The organism is Roseateles violae, assembly GCF_030410485.1.
Classification (GTDB): Bacteria; Pseudomonadota; Gammaproteobacteria; order Burkholderiales; family Burkholderiaceae_C; genus Roseateles_D; species Roseateles_D violae.
Genome location: NZ_JAUHHC010000004.1, coordinates 505,589 through 523,891 on the forward strand (window position 1 = coordinate 505,589; position 18,303 = coordinate 523,891).

The following is an 18,303-nucleotide window of genomic DNA, read 5'->3' on the forward strand; positions in this document are numbered from 1 at the left end:
GCGCCGAACGCACACCCATGCCGCTCGTCACCCCTGCGGCCCAGGGGTCCAGCGAGGAGGCTAGCGGACGACGAAGACCACGGCGCTGCGCGGCGGCACCTCGAAGCGGCCGCTGGCCGGCTCGAAGCGGGCCTCGGCGGCGATGCGCTTGTCGGCCGCGCCGGCGGCCAAGTGGACCGGGTGCAGCCGGTAGGGCCGGCCCTGCTCGCCCGGCAGCTCAAGCTGAGCCGGCGTCGTGCCGGTGTTGAGCAGATAGACCAGGCGCTCGAAGCCGGCGCCGGCCAGGCCGCGGCCGTCCAGCAGGCCGGCGATCAGCGCCGGGTTCTGCTGCGGACCACTGCCCGGGAAGCTCAGGCGATGGCGGATCTGCGCCGCATCGGGCAGGCGCAACAGGACCGAGCTGGCGCGGATCCGCAAGAGGTCGCGGAAGGCATCGCGCATCCAGGCGATCTCGGTCGGGCCCGGCTTGATCGCCGGGTCGGCCAGCAGCGGCGCCAGCAGCGCATAGTCGGCGCCGTTGTCGCCCTTGGGCGGCAGGCCGGCGGCAAAGCCGTTGTCGGTGTAGCTCCAGTCCAGCCGGTTGAACCAGTCGCCGGAATCATAGCTGTTGCGATCCAGCGACTTCGAACGCAAGAGGTCGATACCGGCGTGGTAGTAGGCCACGCCCTGGCTGAAGGCGGTCAGCGCCGCGCCGAGCAACTGCACGCGGGCGCGGTCCTCGCGCGAAGTGCCGCGCGGCAGGCGGAACACATTGATGTCAAACAGGGTCTGGTTGTCGTGGTTGTCCACGTAGTTGACGACCTCGCCCGGCTGCGAGACATAGCCGGCCGGCTGGTCGCCGTAGGCGATGCTCTCCAGCGGCAGGGTCTGGCCCTGCCAGGTCGTCAGCGGGTAGTCGCGCAGGGAGCCGGCCAGGCCGACGCGGATCATGTCGGCCGTCGCCGCCGTCGGCTGCTCGGCGTTGAGCCAGCCGGTGTTGCGCAAGAGCGCCTCGCCGCTGTCCCCGGCACTGCCGCCGCGCGCCGCGTCGCGGCCGCGGTCGCTGAAGGTGGCGATGCCGGAGCCGTTTAGCGAGAGCTGCGAGGCCTGGACGAAGCGCGCGCCATTGGCGATCTCGCCAAAGTTCCAGCCCTCGCCGATCAGCTGCACCCGGCGGCCGGCCGCCGCGTCGACGCGGGCCTGCAGCCGCTCCATGGCTGCGCGCGGCTGGTGCGCCATCAGGTCGAAGCGGAAGGAGTCGATCTTGTAGTGGCGGGTCCAGCGCTCGGCCGTGTCGACCATCAGCTTGGCCATCATCCGGTGCTCGGTGGCCGTGTTGTCGCAGCAAGTCGAGCGCTCGACGACGCCGGCCGCGTCCAGCCGCTGGTAGTAGCCGGGCACGATGCGATCCAGCACGGACTTCTGCTGCTGGCCGGAGGCGGCCGTGTGGTTGTAGACGACGTCCATGCCGACCCGCAAGCCGGCCCGGTGCAGCGCCTGCACCATCTGGCGGAATTCGACGATGCGGCGCGCGCCGTCGGCGGCATCGCTGGCATAGCTGCCCTCGGGCGCGCCGTAGTGGAAGGGGTCATAGCCCCAGTTGAAGCAGTCACGCTCGGCAACGGCCATCACGGCCGCCTGCTGCGCCTCGCTGTCGGGCGCGGCACTGGGCACCTGGGGCGTGACGCACTGCGTCTCCGGCACCGTCGCGAAGTCGAACACCGGCAGCAGATGCACATCGGTCAATCCGGCCGCAGCCAGTGCGCGCAGATGCTTCATGCCGGCCGAGTCGCTCTCGGTGAAGGCCGCGTACTTGCCACGCCTGGCCGGCGGCACCGTCTGGTCGCCGATCGAGAAATCGCGCAGATGCAGCTCGTAGATGACCATATCGGTATGCGCCTTGAGCGCCTTGGGCCGCGGCGTCGCATCCCAGCCGGCCGGCTTCAGTGCCGGCGCGGACAGATCGGCGACATAGCTGCGGCGCGAATCGGCGCCGAGGCTCACCGAATAGGGGTCGCTGACGCGGTTGCGCACCAGGCCGACGCCGCGCACGAACACATCGACCAGGTAGCTGTAGTACTGGCCGCTCAGATCGCCGGGCTCGGTCAGGCTCCAGATACCGCTGGCCGGATCCAAGCGCATTGCCCGCTCGGCAATCGCCGGCCCGCCGTCGGACGCATAGCGGCACAGCGAGACCTTTTGCGCCGTCGGCGCCCAGAGCTTGAAACCGGTCTGGTTTTTGCCCGGGCTGGCGCCCAGATCGGCGACGTCCTCGGCCGCCGCATAGCGATCATCGAGCGCGCCGGCGATCTGCAAGGCAGTCGCCGCCAGCAGTTCGCCGGCCGGCGTTTCCCGGACCAGCAGCAATTGCCCCTTCAGCAGCGCCGGCAGGCGCGGAAGATCGGCCTCGCGCACGGCCAGCCGCACCCCGCCCGCGATGAATTTGAAGCGCTGTGCCAGCTCAGGCGACAGCGCGCTCTCCGACGGTTCCAGATCGAGCACCGCATCGGCGCCGACCACCGCCCGGCCCGGTTGCCACAGCAGCGCGGCCTCGGCCGAGTGATAGAGCTTGTAGCGCGCGCCGGCCGGCTCTGCGCCCCCCTGCCCCGGCCACTGGATCAGCCGGCTGTCCAGCCAATGGGCACGCGCCTCGACGACCGCACTGGCCGCCTGCGGGCGCAATACCGTCTGGAACTGCGAGCCGTCGCAGGCGCTGTCGGCCCAGACGGCAGCGGGAAGCAGGCAGGCAGCACCCAGCAGCAGCCGGCCGGCCCACAGCGGCGCGCGGCGGCAAATCGTCGATCTCACGGCGTCGGTCTCCTTGTTTTGCAAAATAGTAGCAAAACTACATCTGATTGGTCGCCGAGGACTTCTACCGAAGTCGAATCGCACAAGATGATTGAGAATCGTCCGTAATTTAGCTACAAGATCACCCATGCCATCCGTCTCTTCCCAAGGCCTTGCCGCCGCCCTGCTGAGCCTGGTCGGTGCTTGCCACGCCGCTGGCCCGGCAACAAGCCCAAGCCCCCTGGCGCCGCACTGGGCCCAGGGCACTTTCATCGAGATCTTCGTGCGCGGCTACCAGGACAGCGACGGCGACGGCATCGGCGATCTGCGCGGCCTGACGCAGCGGCTCGACTATCTGAAGGAACTGGGCGTCACCGGCATCTGGCTGATGCCGATCACGGCCAGCGCCGATCACGACCATGGCTACGCAACCAGCGATTACCGCGCACTGGAGCCGGCCTATGGCACGCTGGCCGATCTGGACGAGTTGCTCAGGCAGGCCCATGCACGCGGCATCGGCGTGATCGCCGACTATGTGGTCAACCATGCGGCGCGCAGCCACACGCTATTTCAGCTGGCCGAGCGGGACCGCAGCTCGCCCTGGCGCGACTGGTTCGTCTGGCAGGACCGCGCCCCCGCGGGCTGGGACATCTGGGGCAAGAATCCGTGGACGACGACCGCGCAGGGCAGCTTCTTCGCCACCTTCGGCCCGCACATGCCGGACTTCAATCTGAAGAACCCGGCCGTCGTCGACTACCACTTCGACAGCCTGCGCTTCTGGCTGGACCGCGGCCTGGACGGCTTCCGCCTCGACGCGGTGCCGCATCTGGTCGAGAACAATGCCAAGGACTGGAACGACCAGCCGGAGAGCCGGCGCCTGGCCAAGCGCATGCAGGACCTGATCAAGAGCTATCCGCAACGCCATGTCGTCTGCGAGGCCACGGCCAATCCCAAGGTCTACGCCCGGCCCGAGGTCTGCGGCAGCGCCTTTGCCTTCGGTCTCGAGCAGCAGGTGATCAAGGCCGCGCGCGGCGAGGCCGCGTCGGTCAAGGCCGTGGCCGAGTACTTCAAGACGGCCCCACCGACGATGGCGACCATGCTGTCCAACCATGACATCTTCGCCGGCGAGCGGGTCTGGGATCAGCTCAAGGGAAACGAGGCCCGCTACAAGCTGGCGGCCGCCACTTATCTGCTGCAGCCGGGCATTCCCTTCATCTACTACGGCGAGGAGATCGGCATGGCCGGCATCGCCGGTCTGCCCGGCGACGAACCGCTGCGCGCGCCGATGAGCTGGGGCACGGACATCCAGGGCTTCACAAGCGCCGACAGGCCCTTCCGCCCGCTGGCGCCTAACGCCGCCACGCACAATGCGGCGGCCGAGGCCCAGGATCCGGCCTCGATCCTGAACTTCTACAAGGCGATGCTGCAGCTGCGCAAGTCCCGACCCTCGATTGCCCGCGGCAGCTATCCGGCCGCGCAGGCCGAGGGCCAGACCCTGGTCTTCCAGCGCCTGCTCGGTCGCGAGCGCAGCCTGATCGCCATCAACTACGGCGCTGGCGAAAAAACGCTGACCGCCGCACAGCTGCCCACGCATGCCAAGCTGCGCGCGCTCTACCCCGCACCGAGCACGGCCACGCCGAATGCCGATGCCGCCGGCCGCGTGAGCCTGACGCTGCCGCCGCTGTCCGTCCTTGTCTTCGACGTCCAATGATGATCAAACCACTTCTCACGGCCTTGCTGGCCGCGGCCCTGCCGCTGCTCGCTTGCGCCGCCCCGACGACCATCGAGCATCTGGAACCGGCCTTCTGGTGGGCCGGCATGAAAAACGGCCGGCTGCAGCTGATGGTCCACGGGGCGGGCGTCGCGGCGCTGAAGCCCCGGCTGGCCGCCTACCCCGGCGTGCGCCTGCTCGGCAGCACGGCCGGCGCGAACCCGAACTATCTGTTCATCGACCTGGAGATCGCGCCAAACGCGAAGCCGGGTCAGTTCCGCATCGACTTCCTGCAGGGCCCGACGGTCGCCGCCGGTTACGACTACCGGCTGCTGCCACGCGAGCCCGGCTCGGCCCAGCGCCAGGGCTTCGACAGCCGTGACGCGATCTACCTGATCGTGCCCGACCGCTTTGCCAATGGCGACCCGTCCAACGACGACATCGCCGGGATGGGTGATCCGGCCAATCGCGGCGATCACGGCGGCCGCCATGGCGGCGACATCACCGGCATCGCCCAGCATCTGGACTACATCGCCGGCATGGGCTTCACCCAGCTGTGGCCGACGCCGCTGTTGGAGAACCGCCAGCCCCAGTATTCCTATCACGGCTATTCGCCGACCGATCTGTACAAGATCGATCCGCGCTTCGGCAGCAATGAGGACTACCGCCGCCTGGTCGAGCAGGCGCGCGCCAAGGGTCTCGGCGTGATCCAGGACATCGTGCCCAACCACATCGGCTCCGGCCACTGGTGGATGAAGGACCTGCCGGCGCCGGACTGGATCAATAACAGCGGCGGCCCCTACGTCGAGACCAACCACCGCCACGTCGCGCAGATCGACGCCTATGCGGCGCCCGGCGACGTCCGGCGCTTCACCGAGGGCTGGTTCGTGCCGACGATGCCGGACCTAAACCAGCGCAATCCGCGCCTGGCCACCTATCTGATCCAGAACGCGATCTGGTGGATCGAATATGCAGGCCTCAGCGGCCTGCGCGTCGACACCTACCCGTACTCGGACAAGGCTTTCCTGAGCCGCTGGACCCGCGCCATCCGCGACGAGTACCCGCGGCTCGGCATGGTTGGCGAGGAGATGAGCAACAACCCGCTGATGCTGTCCTACTGGCTGGACGGCGCGCGCAACGCCGACGGCTATCGCGGCGCGATGCCCGCGATGATGGACTTCCCGCTGCACGGGGCCCTGCGCGATGCGCTGACCGAGCCCGAAGGCCAGGGCTACGGCACGGGCCTGGGCAAGCTCTACGAGGCCATGGTCAACGACGCGCTCTACCCGGAGCCGGCGCGCATGGTGCTGTTCGAGGGCAACCACGACACCAACCGCATCTTCTCGGCCCTGGGCGAGGACGCCGCGCTGAACCGGATGGCCATGGCCTTGATCGCGACGACGCTGCGCACGCCGCAGCTGTTCTACGGCAGCGAGATCCTGCTGAAGAGCCCGATCCAGCGCGCCGACGGTGAGGTGCGCGCCGATTTCCCGGGCGGCTGGGCCGGCGATGCGGTGGACGCCTTCAGCGGCCGCGGCCTGACGCCGGCACAGGCCGATGCGCAGGCGTACCTGCGCAAGCTGATGAACTGGCGCAAGACGGCCAAGGTCGTGCACCAGGGGCGCTTGATGCACTACAACCCCTTGGACGGCATCTACGTCTACTTCCGCTACACGGCCAGCGAGAAGCTGATGGTGGTGCTGAACAAGAACACGGCGGCCAGCCGGCTCGCGACCGCGCGCTTCAAGGAGATGCTGGGCGATGCGAAGGCCGGCGTCGACGTGATCAGCGGCGAACGCCATCCGCTGGCCGAGAGCCTGAGCGTGCCGGCCCGCTCGGCGCTGATCCTCGAGGTCCGCTAGCGCAGAAAGTTGGCGCCGAAAAACGAAAGGCCCCTCGCGGGGCCTTTGTATTTTTGGGAGGCTGTGCCTCAGGCCGGCAGCCGCAGCAACTCGAAGGGCCCGCGGCCGCTGGCGGCCGTGATCAGGCCCAGCACGCGGCCCGGCTCGGCGCCGATCATGTCCCAGGCGAAGCGCCAGCTCCAGTTGCCGCCCAGCACGCCCGGCACATTCATCCGGTGCGCGCTGGGGAGGCCCAGCACGTCCTGCAGCGGGTAGACGGCCATATTGGCGACCGAGTTCGCGCAGCCGCGGATCATCGCCCAGTGCACGTCCTGCTCGCCGCAGGCGAGGTAGGAGCCGGCAAAGGCGCGCTCGCGCGGGCTGGCCGCGTCCCACCAGCCGCGCACCGTGTCGTTGTCGTGCGTGCCGGTGTAGGCAACGCTGGCGCGCGGCCACATATGCGGCAGGAACTCGTGGTCGGCCTCGCCGCCGAAGCCGAACTGCAGGATCTTCATGCCCGGGAAGCCGCAGCCGTCGCGCAGTTGGTGCACGTCCTCGGTGATGAAGCCCAGGTCCTCGGCGACGATGGGCAGCTTGCCCAGGGCCTGCTCGATCGCGTCGAACAGCGCCTTGCCCGGGCCCTGGAGCCAGCGACCCTGCTTCGCGTCCGGCGCATCGCCGGGGATCTCGTAATAGCCGGCGAAGCCGCGGAAATGGTCGATGCGGAACACATCGGCCTGGCTCAGCGCGCGGCGCACGCGGGCGGTCCACCAGGCGTAGCCGTCCTCGGCCATGCGCTCCCAGCGGTAGAGCGGATTGCCCCAGCGCTGGCCGTCGACCGACATCGCGTCGGGCGGCACGCCGGCGACGACCGCGGTGTTGAAGTTCTCGTCCAGATGGTAGAGATCGGGCCGCGACCAGCAGTCGGCGCTGTCGTGGGCGACGAAGATCGGCAGGTCGCCCATGATGGCCACGCCCTTGCCATTGGCATAGGCCTTCAGCGCCGCGCTCTGGCGGTCGAACTGCCATTGGACGAAGTTCCAGAAGGCTGTTTCTTGGGCGTAGTCCTTGCGCGCCTGCGCCAGCGCCGCCGGCTCGCGCCGCATCAGCGATGCCGCCGGCCATTGCCACCAGGGCTGGCCGTTCAAGGGCGAGCGGATCGCCATGAACAGCGCATAGTCGGCCAGCCAGTCCTGCTGCGCTTCGCACCAGGCGGCGAAGTCGGCGCGGTCGGCCGCGGATGCCTTGGCGAAGAAGCCGGCCGCCGCCGCGCGCAGCTGGGCCTCGCGCCAGGGCAGGACCTCACCGTAGTTGACCCGCAGCGGGTCGAAGCTCGGGACCTGCGGCGCGGCCAGCCAGCCCTTCTGGATCAGCGGCTCCAGCGCCACCATCCACTGGCTGCCGGCAAAGGCCGACACGCCCTGGTAGGGGCTGTCGCCGGGGCCGATCGGCGTCGTCGGCAGCAGTTGCCAGAGGCGCTGGCCGGCGCTCGCCAGCCAGTCGACGAAGCGGTAGGCATCGGGGCCGAAGTCGCCGATGCCGTGCGGGCCGGGCAGCGAGGTGATGTGCAGCAGCACACCGGAGGAGCGTTGGTTCAGGTCCATGGTTTTTCGTTTTCGCAAAGGGTCGGTTCAGGAACGGCGCAGCAGCACGAGCAGCGACTGCGCCGGAACGATCAGCGGGGTGGCCGGCGGCAGCGGCTGGGGCGCCAGTTCATCGCTGCTGTCCAGCAGCAGTTCCCAGGGCCCGTTGGCCAGCGTGAAGGGCAGCGTCTGCGCCTCCGGGTTGAAGATCAGCATCAGCCGCGGCGCGGCCGTGGCGCTTTCGCGCAGCTGCGCACTGAAAGCCGCGTTGCCGGCATCGTGCCAGTCCTGCTGCTGCATCTCGTGGCCGGTCGGGGTGAACCAGGCGATGCGCGCCTCGCCCTCGCCGAACCATTGCGGCTGGCGCAAGAGCGGCTGCTGGCGGCGCAGTTCGAGCAGGCGGGTGACCAGGGCCTGCGTATCGGCCTCGGCCTCGTCCCAGCCGAGCCAGGTCGTCGCATTGTCCTGGCAGTAGGCGTTGTTATTGCCCTGCTGGCTGTTGCCGATCTCATCGCCCGCGCACAGCATCGGTGTGCCCTGCGCCAGCAGCAGGGTCGCCAGCATCGCGCGGCGCACGCGCCGGCGGGCGGCGTTGATCGAAGCGTCTTCGGTCGGCCCCTCGACGCCGAAGTTGCCGGAGAGCTCGCCGTCGCGGCCGTCGCGGTTGTCCTCGCCGTTCGCGTGGTTGTGCTTCTGCCGGTAGCTGACGACATCGGCCAAGACCCAGCCGTCGTGCACCGAGACGAAGTTGACCGAGGCGGCCGGCGGGCGCTGGCCATGGTGGAACAGATCGCTGGAGGCGGTGAAGCGCCGCGCCAGCTCGCCCCGGCCGACGCCCGGATCGCTGGAGCGCAGCCAGTAGCCGCGCACCGCGTCGCGGAACTTGTCGTTCCATTCGAGGAAGCGGCCCGGAAAGCGGCCGACCTGGTAGCCGTCGTAGCCGGCGTCCCAGGGCTCGGCGATCAAATGCACCTGGGCGAGCAGCGGGTCCTGGCGCAGGGCGGTGAAGAAGGCCGCCTGCGGGTCGTAGCCATGGGCCGTGCGGCCCAGCACCGGCGCCAGGTCGAAACGGAAGCCGTCGACGCCCATCTCGGCCACCCAGTAGCGCAGCGAGTCCAGCACGAACTGGGTCACGCGCGGATGCTGGCAGTTCAGGGTATTGCCGCAGCCGGTCAGGTTCTCGCTGCGGCTGCGGTCGTCGGCGACCAGGCGGTAGTAGCTGGCATTGTCCAGGCCGCGCAGCGACAAGGTCGGGCCGAACTCGTTGCCCTCGGGCGTGTGGTTGTAGACGACGTCGAGCACCACCTCCAGGCCGGCCGCATGCAGATCGGCCACCATCTGGCGGAACTCGGCCGTCACCGCGGCCGGATCGTCGCGATGGGCCGGCTGCGCCAGCCGCGGATCGGGGCAGAAGAAGCCCAGCGTGTTGTAGCCCCAGTAGTTGGGCAGGCCCTTGTCGGCCAGATGTGGCTCGGGGATGCAGTACTGCACCGGCAGCAGCGACAAGGTCGTCACGCCCAGCGACTTGAAGTGCGCGATGGCGGCCGGATGGGCCAGGCCGGCATAGCTGCCGCGCAGCTCGGCCGGGATGTCCGGATGCTGCATCGAGAAGCCCTTGACATGGACCTCGTAGAGCACGAGCTCGTCGGCCGGAATGCGCGGCGCCGTCGCGCGCGGCGAACCGGCCAGCGGCGCGGCGACGCGGGCCTTCAGCGCCTGCGCCGCGTTGTCGCGCGTGTCGAACGAACGCGGGCCGTCCGGATGGCCCAGCTCGTAGCCATGGTGCTCGGCGCGCCAGCCGAAATGGCCGACGATTTCGCGCGCGTAAGGGTCCAGCAGCAGCTTGTGCGGATTGAAGCGATGGCCCTGCTCCGGCGCATAAGGCCCATGCGCCCGCAGGCCGTAGACCAGGCCCGGCCCCACGCCGGGCAGGAAGCCGCTGAACACGCCGTCGACCGGGCCCTGCAGCCGATAACGGCGCAGCTCGCGCTGGCCCTCCGTGTCGAACAGGCACAGCTCGACGGCCGTCGCATATTCGGAGAAGACGGCGAAGTTGACGCCGGCAGCCCCTTGTTCCAGGCGCGCCGTGGCGCCCAGCGGTTCATGGCGGCCGGGTAGCAGCTTGTCGGGAAGTCGGACCAGCATCAGCGCTTTGCTCCAAGCAGGAATTGCAGCGGCTGGTCCAGGCGCGCCCGCCAGGCCGCTTCGTTATGACCGGCGCCCTCGAACACCCGAGAGACGACGCGCGGCGGCCCGTAGCCCTTGCGAGCCAGCAGCGCATCGACCCCGGCCTGCGCCCGGTCGTAGAGCGCGTCCAGCTCGGTCGTGCCGCGGTCCATGTACAGCCGCAGCCGCTCGGGCGGTGGCAGGCGGCGCTCCAGATAGGCCAGCGCCGCGGCCGGGATTGCCTCGTTGCGTTCGAACAGGCCGATCCAGTGCGTGCTGAGCGCCGCGGCGGCGCCGAAGACCTGCGGGTACTCGCAGAGCGCGTAGACGCTGATCAGGCCGCCCATGCTGGAGCCCATCAGCAGCGTGGCCTCGCGCTCGGGCCGGGTGGCGTAGCGGGCATCGACGGCCGGCTTCAGCTCCTCGACCAGGAAGCGCAGATAGGCATCGCCGCGCGGCTGCCCCTGCAGGGCCTCGTCGATATAGCGCTGGCGCTCCGACGCCGGCTCGATCAGCGGCAGCCAGGCCTGCGGGAAATACTCGGCGCGGCGCGCCTCGCCGGCGTTCCAGATGCCCACGACGATGAAGTCCTGCAGCTTGCCTTCGGCCAGCAGCGGCGCCGCCACCTGGTCCAGCGCCCAGGCCTGCTGGTTCCAGGTCGTGGCCGCGTCATAAAGCATCTGGCCGTCGTGCATATAAAGCACCGCATGCGGCCGTCGACCGTCATAGCCGGGCGGCAGCCAGACCTCGACCGGGCGCTCGGCCACATGGCGCCAGGCCGGCAGCGTCAGCCGCTCCAGCCGCCCATGGCGGGGTTTCTGCAGCGCCGCGTCGCCGCGCACCATCGCAGGAGAGAACATGCCCAGGGCCCCCAGACGGGCGATCAGGTCCCGTCGTTTCATGCGCATTCTCCGTCGCCAGCCACCGGCAGCAGGAACAGGGTCGCCAGCGGTGGCAGGTTCAGCGTGATCGTGCCATCGACGGCCCGCAGCGGCGCATCGAGATTGCCGACATTGCTGCCGCCGTAATGGGCCGAATCGGTGTTCAGCACCTCGTGCCAGGACTTGACCCCGGCCGGCACCGGGATGCGGTAGCCGCTGCGCGGCACCGGCGTGAAGTTCGAGATGACCAGCACCTGACCGCCCTGCCCGTCCTTGCGCAGCCAGGCCAGCACCGATTGCTCGGCATCGTCGGCCACCCGCCATTCGAAGCCGGCCGCCTCGCAGTCCAGCCGATGCAGGGCCGGCTGTTCACGGTAGAGCCGGTTCAGGTCCTTGACGAGGCGCTGCACGCCGGCATGGCGCGGGTCGTCCAGCAGATCCCAGGGCAGCTGGGTGTCGTGGTTCCATTCGCTGACTTGAGCGAACTCCTGGCCCATGAAGAGCAGCTTCTTGCCCGGGTGGCCCCACATGAAGCCGTAGTAGGCGCGCAGATTGGCATAACGCTGCCAGTCGTCGCCGGGCATCTTGCCCAGCAGCGAGCCCTTGCCGTGCACGACCTCGTCGTGCGAGAGCGGCAGCACGAAGTTCTCGCTGAACGCATAGACCAGGCCAAAGGTCAGCTTGTCGTGATGCCAGCGGCGGTGAATCGGGTCCTCGCGCATATAGCGCAAGGTATCGTTCATCCAGCCCATATTCCATTTGTAGTGGAAGCCCAGGCCGCCGGCGCTGGTCGGTGCCGAGACGCCGGGGAAGGAGGTCGACTCCTCGGCGACGGTGATCGCGCCGGGCGCCTGCTCGCCCACCAGTTCGTTGGTCCGGCGCAGCAGCGCGATCGCCTCGAGGTTCTCGCGGCCGCCCTGCACATTCGGGATCCACTCGCCCGCGGGCCGCGAATAGTCGCGGTAGAGCATCGAGGCGACCGCGTCGACACGCAGGCCGTCGACGCGCCAGCGCTCGATCCAGTACAGCGCATTGCCGGCCAGGTACTGGCGCACCTCGTCGCGGCCGAAGTTCGGGATCAAGGTGTTCCAGTCGCGGTGGAAGCCCTCGCGCGGATCGGCGTACTCGTACAGCGCCGTGCCGTCGAAACGGGCCAGTCCATGCGGATCGGCCGGGAAATGGGCCGGCACCCAGTCGAGCAGCAGGCCCAGGCCGGCCGCATGGCAAGCGTCGACGAAGCGGGCGAAGCCCTCCGGCGGGCCGAAGCGGCTGCTGGGCGCATAGAGGCCCAGGGTCTGGTAGCCCCAGGAGCCGTCGAACGGGTGTTCGCTGATCGGCAGCAGTTGCAGATGGGTGAAGCCCAGCTCGGCGGCATAGGCCGGCAGGCTCGCGGCCAGCTCGTCCCAGCTGGGGAAGCCGCCGTCGGCACGCCGCCAGGAAGCTGCATGGACCTCGTAAATGCTGATCGCCGCCCGCCGTGCATTCGCCTCGGCGCGATCTGCGGGCAGCGAACGGATCGCCGGCAGCGCGGCGACGATGCTGGCCGTCTCCGGCCGCAGCTGGGCCGCGCGCGCGTAGGGATCGGCTTTCAGCGGCAGCAGCTCGCCATCGGCGCCGACGATCTCGTACTTGTACAGATCGCCGAGGGCCGCATGCGGGACGAAGATCTCCCAGACGCCGGCCTCGTGGCGCAGCCGCATCGGATGGCGGCGACCGTCCCAGCCATTGAAGCTGCCGACGACGCTGACCCGGCGCGCATTCGGCGCCCAGACGGCAAAGCGCACGCCGCCGTCCTGCGCATGGGCGCCAAGCAATTCGTAGGGCCGTGGATGCCGGCCGGCCTGCAGCAGGGCCAGGTCCTGCTCGGCCAGCAGCGGGCCATAGGCATAGGCGTCGGCATATTCGCCGCTCGCGCCATCCTGCCATTGCACGGCCAGCCGGTAGTCGAAGCGCTTGCGGCGGCGCGGGATCGACGCTTCGAAGAAGCCCGGTTCACGCTCGGCGAGCGACACCACGGCGCGGCCACCGGCGGCCTCGACCACGCCAACCGCGCGCGCGCCGGGCAGCAGCGCGCGCAGCCAGAGCCGGCCGCTGTCGTCCGCATGCAGGCCCAGCGCCGCGAACGGGTCGCCGTGGCGCGCTTCCAGCAAGGCCCTGATCTGGCTTGGCTCCAGCATCGAGGCGTGGTCTCCTGTCCGTCCGGGTTCAGCCCAGGCTCTTGACCGACCAGACGCGCTCGACGTATTCGGCGATCGTGCGATCGGACGAGAACCAGCCCATGCCGGCCACATTCAGCACCGCGCGCTCGCCCCAGGCCCGCGCGTCCTTGTAAAGCGCGTCGACCTTGGACTGCGTGGCCGCGTAGTCGGCGAAATCGGCCATCAGCATATAGGTATCGCGGCCCAAGAGCGCATCGACCAGCTGGCGGTAGCGCGAGGCGTCGCCGCCGGAGAAGGCGCCGCCGGCGATCGCGTCGATGACGTTCTTCAGCGCGCGGTTCTCCTCGACATACAGGCGCGGGTCATAGCCCAGCGCCTTCATCTTGGCCACGTCCTCGGTCTTCAGGCCGAACACGAACATGTTCTCGGTGCCCATGGCCTCGGCCATCTCGATATTGGCGCCGTCCCAGGTGCCGATGGTCAGCGCGCCGTTCAGCGAGAACTTCATATTGCCGGTGCCGGAGGCCTCGGTGCCGGCCGTCGAGATCTGCTCGGACAGGTCGGCCGCCGGGATGATCATCTCGGCCAGCGAGACGCCGTAGTTGGGCATGAAGACCAGCTTCAACTTGTCGCCGACGCGCGCATCGCTGTTGACGATGCGGCCGACGTCATGTGCCAGGCGGATGATGCTCTTGGCCATCTGGTAGGCCGAGGCCGCCTTGCCGGCGATGACCACGGTGCGCGGTGTCCAGTCGGCGTTCGGGTTCGCGACGATGGCCTGGTAGCGCGCGATCACGTGCAGGATGTTCAAGAGCTGGCGCTTGTACTCGTGGATGCGCTTGATCTGCACATCGAAGAGGCTGTCCGGATTGACGGCGATGCCGGTCTCGCGGCGAATCAGTTCGGCCAGGCGCTCCTTGTTCGCGCGCTTGACGCTGCGGAATTGCTGGATCAGAGCGGTGTCGCCGGCCAGCGGCTTCAGCTTGGACAGCTGCGACAGATCCTGGCGCCAGGTCTTGCCAATGCGCTCGTCGATCACGCTGGAGAGCGCCGGATTGCACTGCTGCAGCCAGCGGCGCGGCGTCACGCCATTGGTGACGTTATGGAAGCGGCCGGGGAAGATCTTCGCGTAGTCGGCGAAGATCGTCTGCACCATCAGCTCCGAGTGCAGGGCCGCGACGCCGTTGACGCGGTGCGAGGCGACGATGGCCAGCGCGGCCATGCGCACGCGGCGCTCGCCGCCATGGCCATGGTGGCCCCCCTCGTCGATCAGCGAGACGCGCGCCAGCAGCGCCTCGTCGCCGGGGAACTGCGCGCGCACTTGTTCGAGGAAGCGGTGGTTGATCTCGAAGATGATTTCCAGATGGCGGGGCAGCAGGGCCTCGAACATCTGCAGCGGCCAGGTCTCCAGCGCCTCGGGCATCAGCGTGTGGTTGGTGTACGAGACCGCCTGGCGCGTGATCGCCCAGGCCTCGTCCCAACCCATGCCATGCTCGTCGAGCAGCAGGCGCATCAGCTCGGCCGGGGCCAGGGCCGGATGCGTGTCGTTCAGATGGATCGCGTTCAGCTTGCCGAGGCTGTGCAGCGACCTGAACTCGCGCAGATGGCGATGGATCAGGTCCTGCAGCGAGGCGCTGACCAGGAAGGCCTCCTGCTTCAGGCGCAGCTCGCGGCCCGGGTCGGTCGAGTCGTCCGGGTACAGCACCCAGTTCAGCGCGTCGGCCGAGACCCGGTGCTTGGCCGCCTGCGGATGGGCGCCGCGGCAGAAGGCATTGAAGTCGATCGGCGCCTCGGCCGTTGCATGCCACTGGCGCAGGGTCGAGACGCGCTCGCTGTGATGGGCCGGCACGATGAAATCAAAAGCCTGGGCGACCAGGCGCTCGGCCGGCACCCAGCGGCGGCTGCCGTCGGCATCGACCTCGACGCGGCCGCCGAAGCCGACCGGATAACGCACATCGGGGCGCGGCAGTTCCCAAGGTTGGCCCAGGCGCAGCCAGTCGTCGGGTACCTCGACCTGGCGGCCGTCCTGGATGCGCTGGGCAAACATGCCGTACTGATAGCGCAGGCCATAGCCGAAGGACGGCAGGCCCAACTCGGCGAAGGAATCGAGGAAGCAGGCAGCCAGGCGACCGAGGCCGCCATTGCCCAGGGCGGCATCGCTTTCGCGCTCGAGCACATCGGGCAGGTTCTGGCCCTCGGCCGCAAAGGCCTCACGCAAGCTCGCGTCCAGACCCAGGGCGGCCAGGGCATTGCCCAGCGCGCGGCCCATCAGGAATTCCATCGACAGATAGTGGACGCGGCGCACCGGCGCCTTGGCCGGATCATCGCCGCGCGCGGCGTCGGCGCGCTGGGTCGTCGCCCAGCGCTGGCCCAGCAGTTCGCGGCAGGCGCTGGCGGCGGCGCGCATCAGCGCCTCGCGGGTCGGGCCTTCGCTGGACTGGGCGAGTTCGCGCTGCAGCGCGGCCTGGAAGGCGGCCTGCAGCTCGGCGGGAGCCGGGGAACTGGACGAGGTGTTGTTGTTCATGGCAGCGGTCTCGGGGCTGGCGGTCGTGCAGACGGTCATCAGGGTGTTTCTCGCGGCGCGGCCGCGATCGGGCTGGATGGAACGGATGAAAGCGTGCCGGCGTAGCGCCGGCTTGGAGTCAAGTATCGCCCAGGCCTTTGAATTTTTGTAGTTTCACTACATCGGGTAATCCCGGCAGCCGACTCAACCCATTGATTTTAGGGGATTCATTCGGGTTACGGCCGGGAAAGCGCTGTTGTTCAACTACATCCAGCCATGTATATTCTCTACAAATAACGGGGTCAGCCCGCCCTCCCGGCGCCGCCAGCCCCACCACCCAAGATAGTTAAAGAAAGCCCGCCGCATGGCGCGGCGCGGAGACAGACAAGTGGCGGATGTTCAGCTGGCCGGCGTGGCCAAGGCCTACGGCGATGTCCAGATCCTGCACGGGATCGATCTCGAGATCCGCGACGGCGAGTTCATGGTCTTCGTCGGGCCCTCGGGCTGCGGCAAGTCGACGCTCTTGCGCACGATCGCCGGCCTGGAGGACATCACCTCGGGCGAGATGCGCATCGGCGGGGTTCTGGTCAACGACGTGCCGCCGGCCGAGCGCGGCATCGCGATGGTGTTCCAGTCGTATGCGCTCTACCCGCATATGAATCTGTACGACAACATGGCCTTCGGCCTGAAGCTGGCCAAGGTGCCCAAGGACGAGATCGAGCGCGCCGTGCGCTACGCCGCGCGCATCCTGCACATCGAGCACCTGCTGGAGCGCAAGCCCAAGGACCTGAGCGGCGGCCAGCGCCAGCGCGTCGCCATCGGCCGCGCGATCGTGCGCAAGCCCGAGGTCTTTTTGTTCGACGAGCCACTGTCCAATCTCGACGCCGCGCTGCGCGTGCGCATGCGCTACGAGTTCGCCAAGCTGCACGAGGACCTGAAGACGACGATGGTCTATGTGACGCACGACCAGGTGGAGGCGATGACCCTGGCCGACCGCATCGTCGTCCTCAGCGCCGGCAAGATCGAGCAGGTCGGCACGCCGCTGGAGCTCTACGAGCATCCGGACAATCTGTTCGTGGCCGGCTTCATCGGCTCGCCGAAGATGAATTTCATTGACGCGGAGATCGTCTCGGCCGCGGCCGAGCACGCGGTGGTCCGCCTCAGCGACGGCGCGACGATACGCGCCCATGTGGACGCCTCACGCGCCAAGACCGGCGACAAGGTCACGCTGGGCCTGCGGCCCGAGCATTTCGAGGTCGGCGGCGATGACAACCTGATCTCGAGCACCGTCACCTTCGTCGAGTCGCTGGGCGGTGTCACCCACGCCTACTGCGCCTATCCCGGTGTCGAGGACGCGCTGACCTGCGAGTTCGACGGCCGCACCCGCGCGCGCTCGGGCGACATCTTGAAGCTGCACTTGCCGGCCGAGCTCTGCTATCTGTTCGACGCTCAGGGCCTGGCCTTCAAGCGGCTCGGAGCGGCGGCATGAAGGATTCGCTGAAGGCCGCGCGGCTGGTTCTGGGCGCTCTTGCGGCGGCCACCCTGCTGGCCACCCAGCCGGTCGCCGCGCAGACCGCGCCGAAGCTGCTAGTTTGGATCAATGGCGACAAGGCCTATAACGGCCTGCAGAAGGTCGGCGACGCTTTCGAGCGCGCCTCGGGCGTCAAGGTGCTGGTGGAGCATCCGGTCGACGCGCCGGAGAAGTACACGCAGGCGGCCGGCGCCGGCAAGGGCCCGGACGTGTTCTGCTGGCCGCACGACCGCGTCGGCGAATGGGCCAAGGCCGGTCTGCTGACGCCGGTGCAGCCGCGCAAGCCGCTCTACGAGGAGCTGGAGCCGGCGGCCTGGCAGGCCTTCCGCTACCAGGGCCGCTTCTGGGGCTATCCGATCGCGATCGAGACCACCGGCCTGATCTACAACAAGGCCCTGGTCGCCAAACCGCCGGCCAGCTGGGACGAAGTGATCGCGCTGGACAAGGAGCTGCAGAAGCGCGGCAAGCATGCGGTGCTGTGGGACTACAACAAGAGCTTCTTCAGCTGGCCGATGTTCGCCGGCGCCGGCGGCGTGATCTTCGGCCGCGATGCGCAGGGCGATTTCGATGCGAGCAAGGTGGCCGTCAACAACGAGGGCGCGCAGGCCGCCGGCCGCATGCTCGAGCGCCTGATCAAGGACGGCGCGATGCCGCGCGGCGCGCGCTACTCCGAGATGGAATCGAGCTTCGCCCGCGGCGAGGTGGCGATGATGATCTCCGGCCCCTGGGCCTGGGACAACGCGCGCAAGGCCGGCATCGATATCGGCGTCGCGGCGATTCCCGCCGTCATTCCCGGCAAGCCGTCCAAGCCCTTTGTCGGCGTGCTCGGCTGCATGATCTCGGCCCCGTCCAAGAACAAGGACCTGGCGCGCGAGTTCATCGAGCAGCATCTGATGCGGCCGGCCTCGCTGAAGCTGCTCGATGCCGACGTGCCGATCGGCGTGCCGGCCAACAAGGCCTTCTATGCCGAGCTGGCCGTCAATCCGCTGATCCGCGCCAGCATGGAGAACGCCCGCGCCGGCGAGGCCATCCCGAACATCCCCGAGGTGGGCCGCTTCTGGACCGCGATGGACGCGGCGCTGGAGGCGATCACCAACGGCCTGCAAAGCCCCAAGGATGCACTGGACGGCGCGGCCGGCCGGATGCTGCTCAAGCAATGAAC

The 18,303-nt window shown here is 68.8% G+C and carries 10 protein-coding genes; 4 read left to right on the plus strand and 6 right to left on the minus strand.

The window, feature by feature from the left end; all coding sequences use genetic code 11:
• Positions 1-60: 60 nt before the first annotated feature.
• On the minus strand, positions 61-2,787 hold the full coding sequence (locus QWJ38_RS16780; protein WP_290360249.1) for an alpha-1,6-glucosidase domain-containing protein: 2,727 nt from the start codon (positions 2,785-2,787) through the stop codon (positions 61-63).
• 127 nt (positions 2,788-2,914) lie between these two features.
• Here QWJ38_RS16780 and QWJ38_RS16785 point away from each other — a divergent pair, with 127 nt between their 5' ends.
• Together QWJ38_RS16785 and QWJ38_RS16790 are read left to right on the plus strand one after the other, a co-directional pair.
• Positions 2,915-4,477, plus strand: coding sequence for an alpha-amylase family glycosyl hydrolase (locus QWJ38_RS16785; protein WP_290360250.1), 1,563 nt, complete (start codon positions 2,915-2,917; stop codon positions 4,475-4,477).
• The gene (locus QWJ38_RS16790) at positions 4,477-6,339 is read left to right on the plus strand and encodes a glycoside hydrolase family 13 protein (RefSeq protein ID WP_290360251.1); all 1,863 of its coding nucleotides are present in this window, start codon (positions 4,477-4,479) and stop codon (positions 6,337-6,339) included. Before QWJ38_RS16785 ends, QWJ38_RS16790 begins: the two co-directional genes overlap by 1 nt.
• 68 nt (positions 6,340-6,407) lie before the next feature.
• Here the strand turns inward: QWJ38_RS16790 and malQ are convergent, their stop codons facing one another.
• The 5 genes from malQ to QWJ38_RS16815 are packed head-to-tail and all read right to left on the minus strand — an operon-like array spanning position 6,408 to position 15,670.
• Positions 6,408-7,922, minus strand: a complete 1,515-nt coding sequence (malQ, locus tag QWJ38_RS16795; RefSeq protein WP_290360252.1) for a 4-alpha-glucanotransferase — start codon at positions 7,920-7,922, stop codon at positions 6,408-6,410.
• 27 nt (positions 7,923-7,949) lie between these two features.
• A complete protein-coding gene (glgX, locus tag QWJ38_RS16800) occupies positions 7,950-10,046 on the minus strand; it encodes a glycogen debranching protein GlgX (protein ID WP_290360253.1) in 2,097 nt (698 codons plus the stop codon).
• Entirely contained in the window at positions 10,046-10,969 is a 924-nt protein-coding gene (locus tag QWJ38_RS16805) for an alpha/beta hydrolase (RefSeq protein WP_290360254.1), read from the minus strand. Before QWJ38_RS16805 ends, glgX begins: the two co-directional genes overlap by 1 nt.
• The gene (gene glgB, locus QWJ38_RS16810) at positions 10,966-13,125 is read right to left on the minus strand and encodes a 1,4-alpha-glucan branching protein GlgB (RefSeq protein WP_290360255.1); all 2,160 of its coding nucleotides are present in this window, start codon (positions 13,123-13,125) and stop codon (positions 10,966-10,968) included. Before glgB ends, QWJ38_RS16805 begins: the two co-directional genes overlap by 4 nt.
• A gap of 28 nt (positions 13,126-13,153) precedes the next feature.
• Positions 13,154-15,670, minus strand: a complete 2,517-nt coding sequence (locus QWJ38_RS16815; protein WP_290360256.1) for a glycogen/starch/alpha-glucan phosphorylase — start codon at positions 15,668-15,670, stop codon at positions 13,154-13,156.
• Between the two features lie 328 nt (positions 15,671-15,998).
• On the opposite strand from QWJ38_RS16815, the gene QWJ38_RS16820 reads away from it, so the two are divergent.
• The gene (locus QWJ38_RS16820) at positions 15,999-17,099 is read left to right on the plus strand and encodes an ABC transporter ATP-binding protein (protein ID WP_290360257.1); all 1,101 of its coding nucleotides are present in this window, start codon (positions 15,999-16,001) and stop codon (positions 17,097-17,099) included.
• Positions 17,096-18,301 (plus strand): maltose/maltodextrin ABC transporter substrate-binding protein MalE, encoded by a 1,206-nt coding sequence (gene malE / locus QWJ38_RS16825; RefSeq protein ID WP_290360258.1) that lies wholly within the window; start codon positions 17,096-17,098, stop codon positions 18,299-18,301. The genes QWJ38_RS16820 and malE overlap by 4 nt, the downstream gene beginning before the upstream one ends.
• The last annotated feature ends 2 nt before the right edge of the window (positions 18,302-18,303 follow it).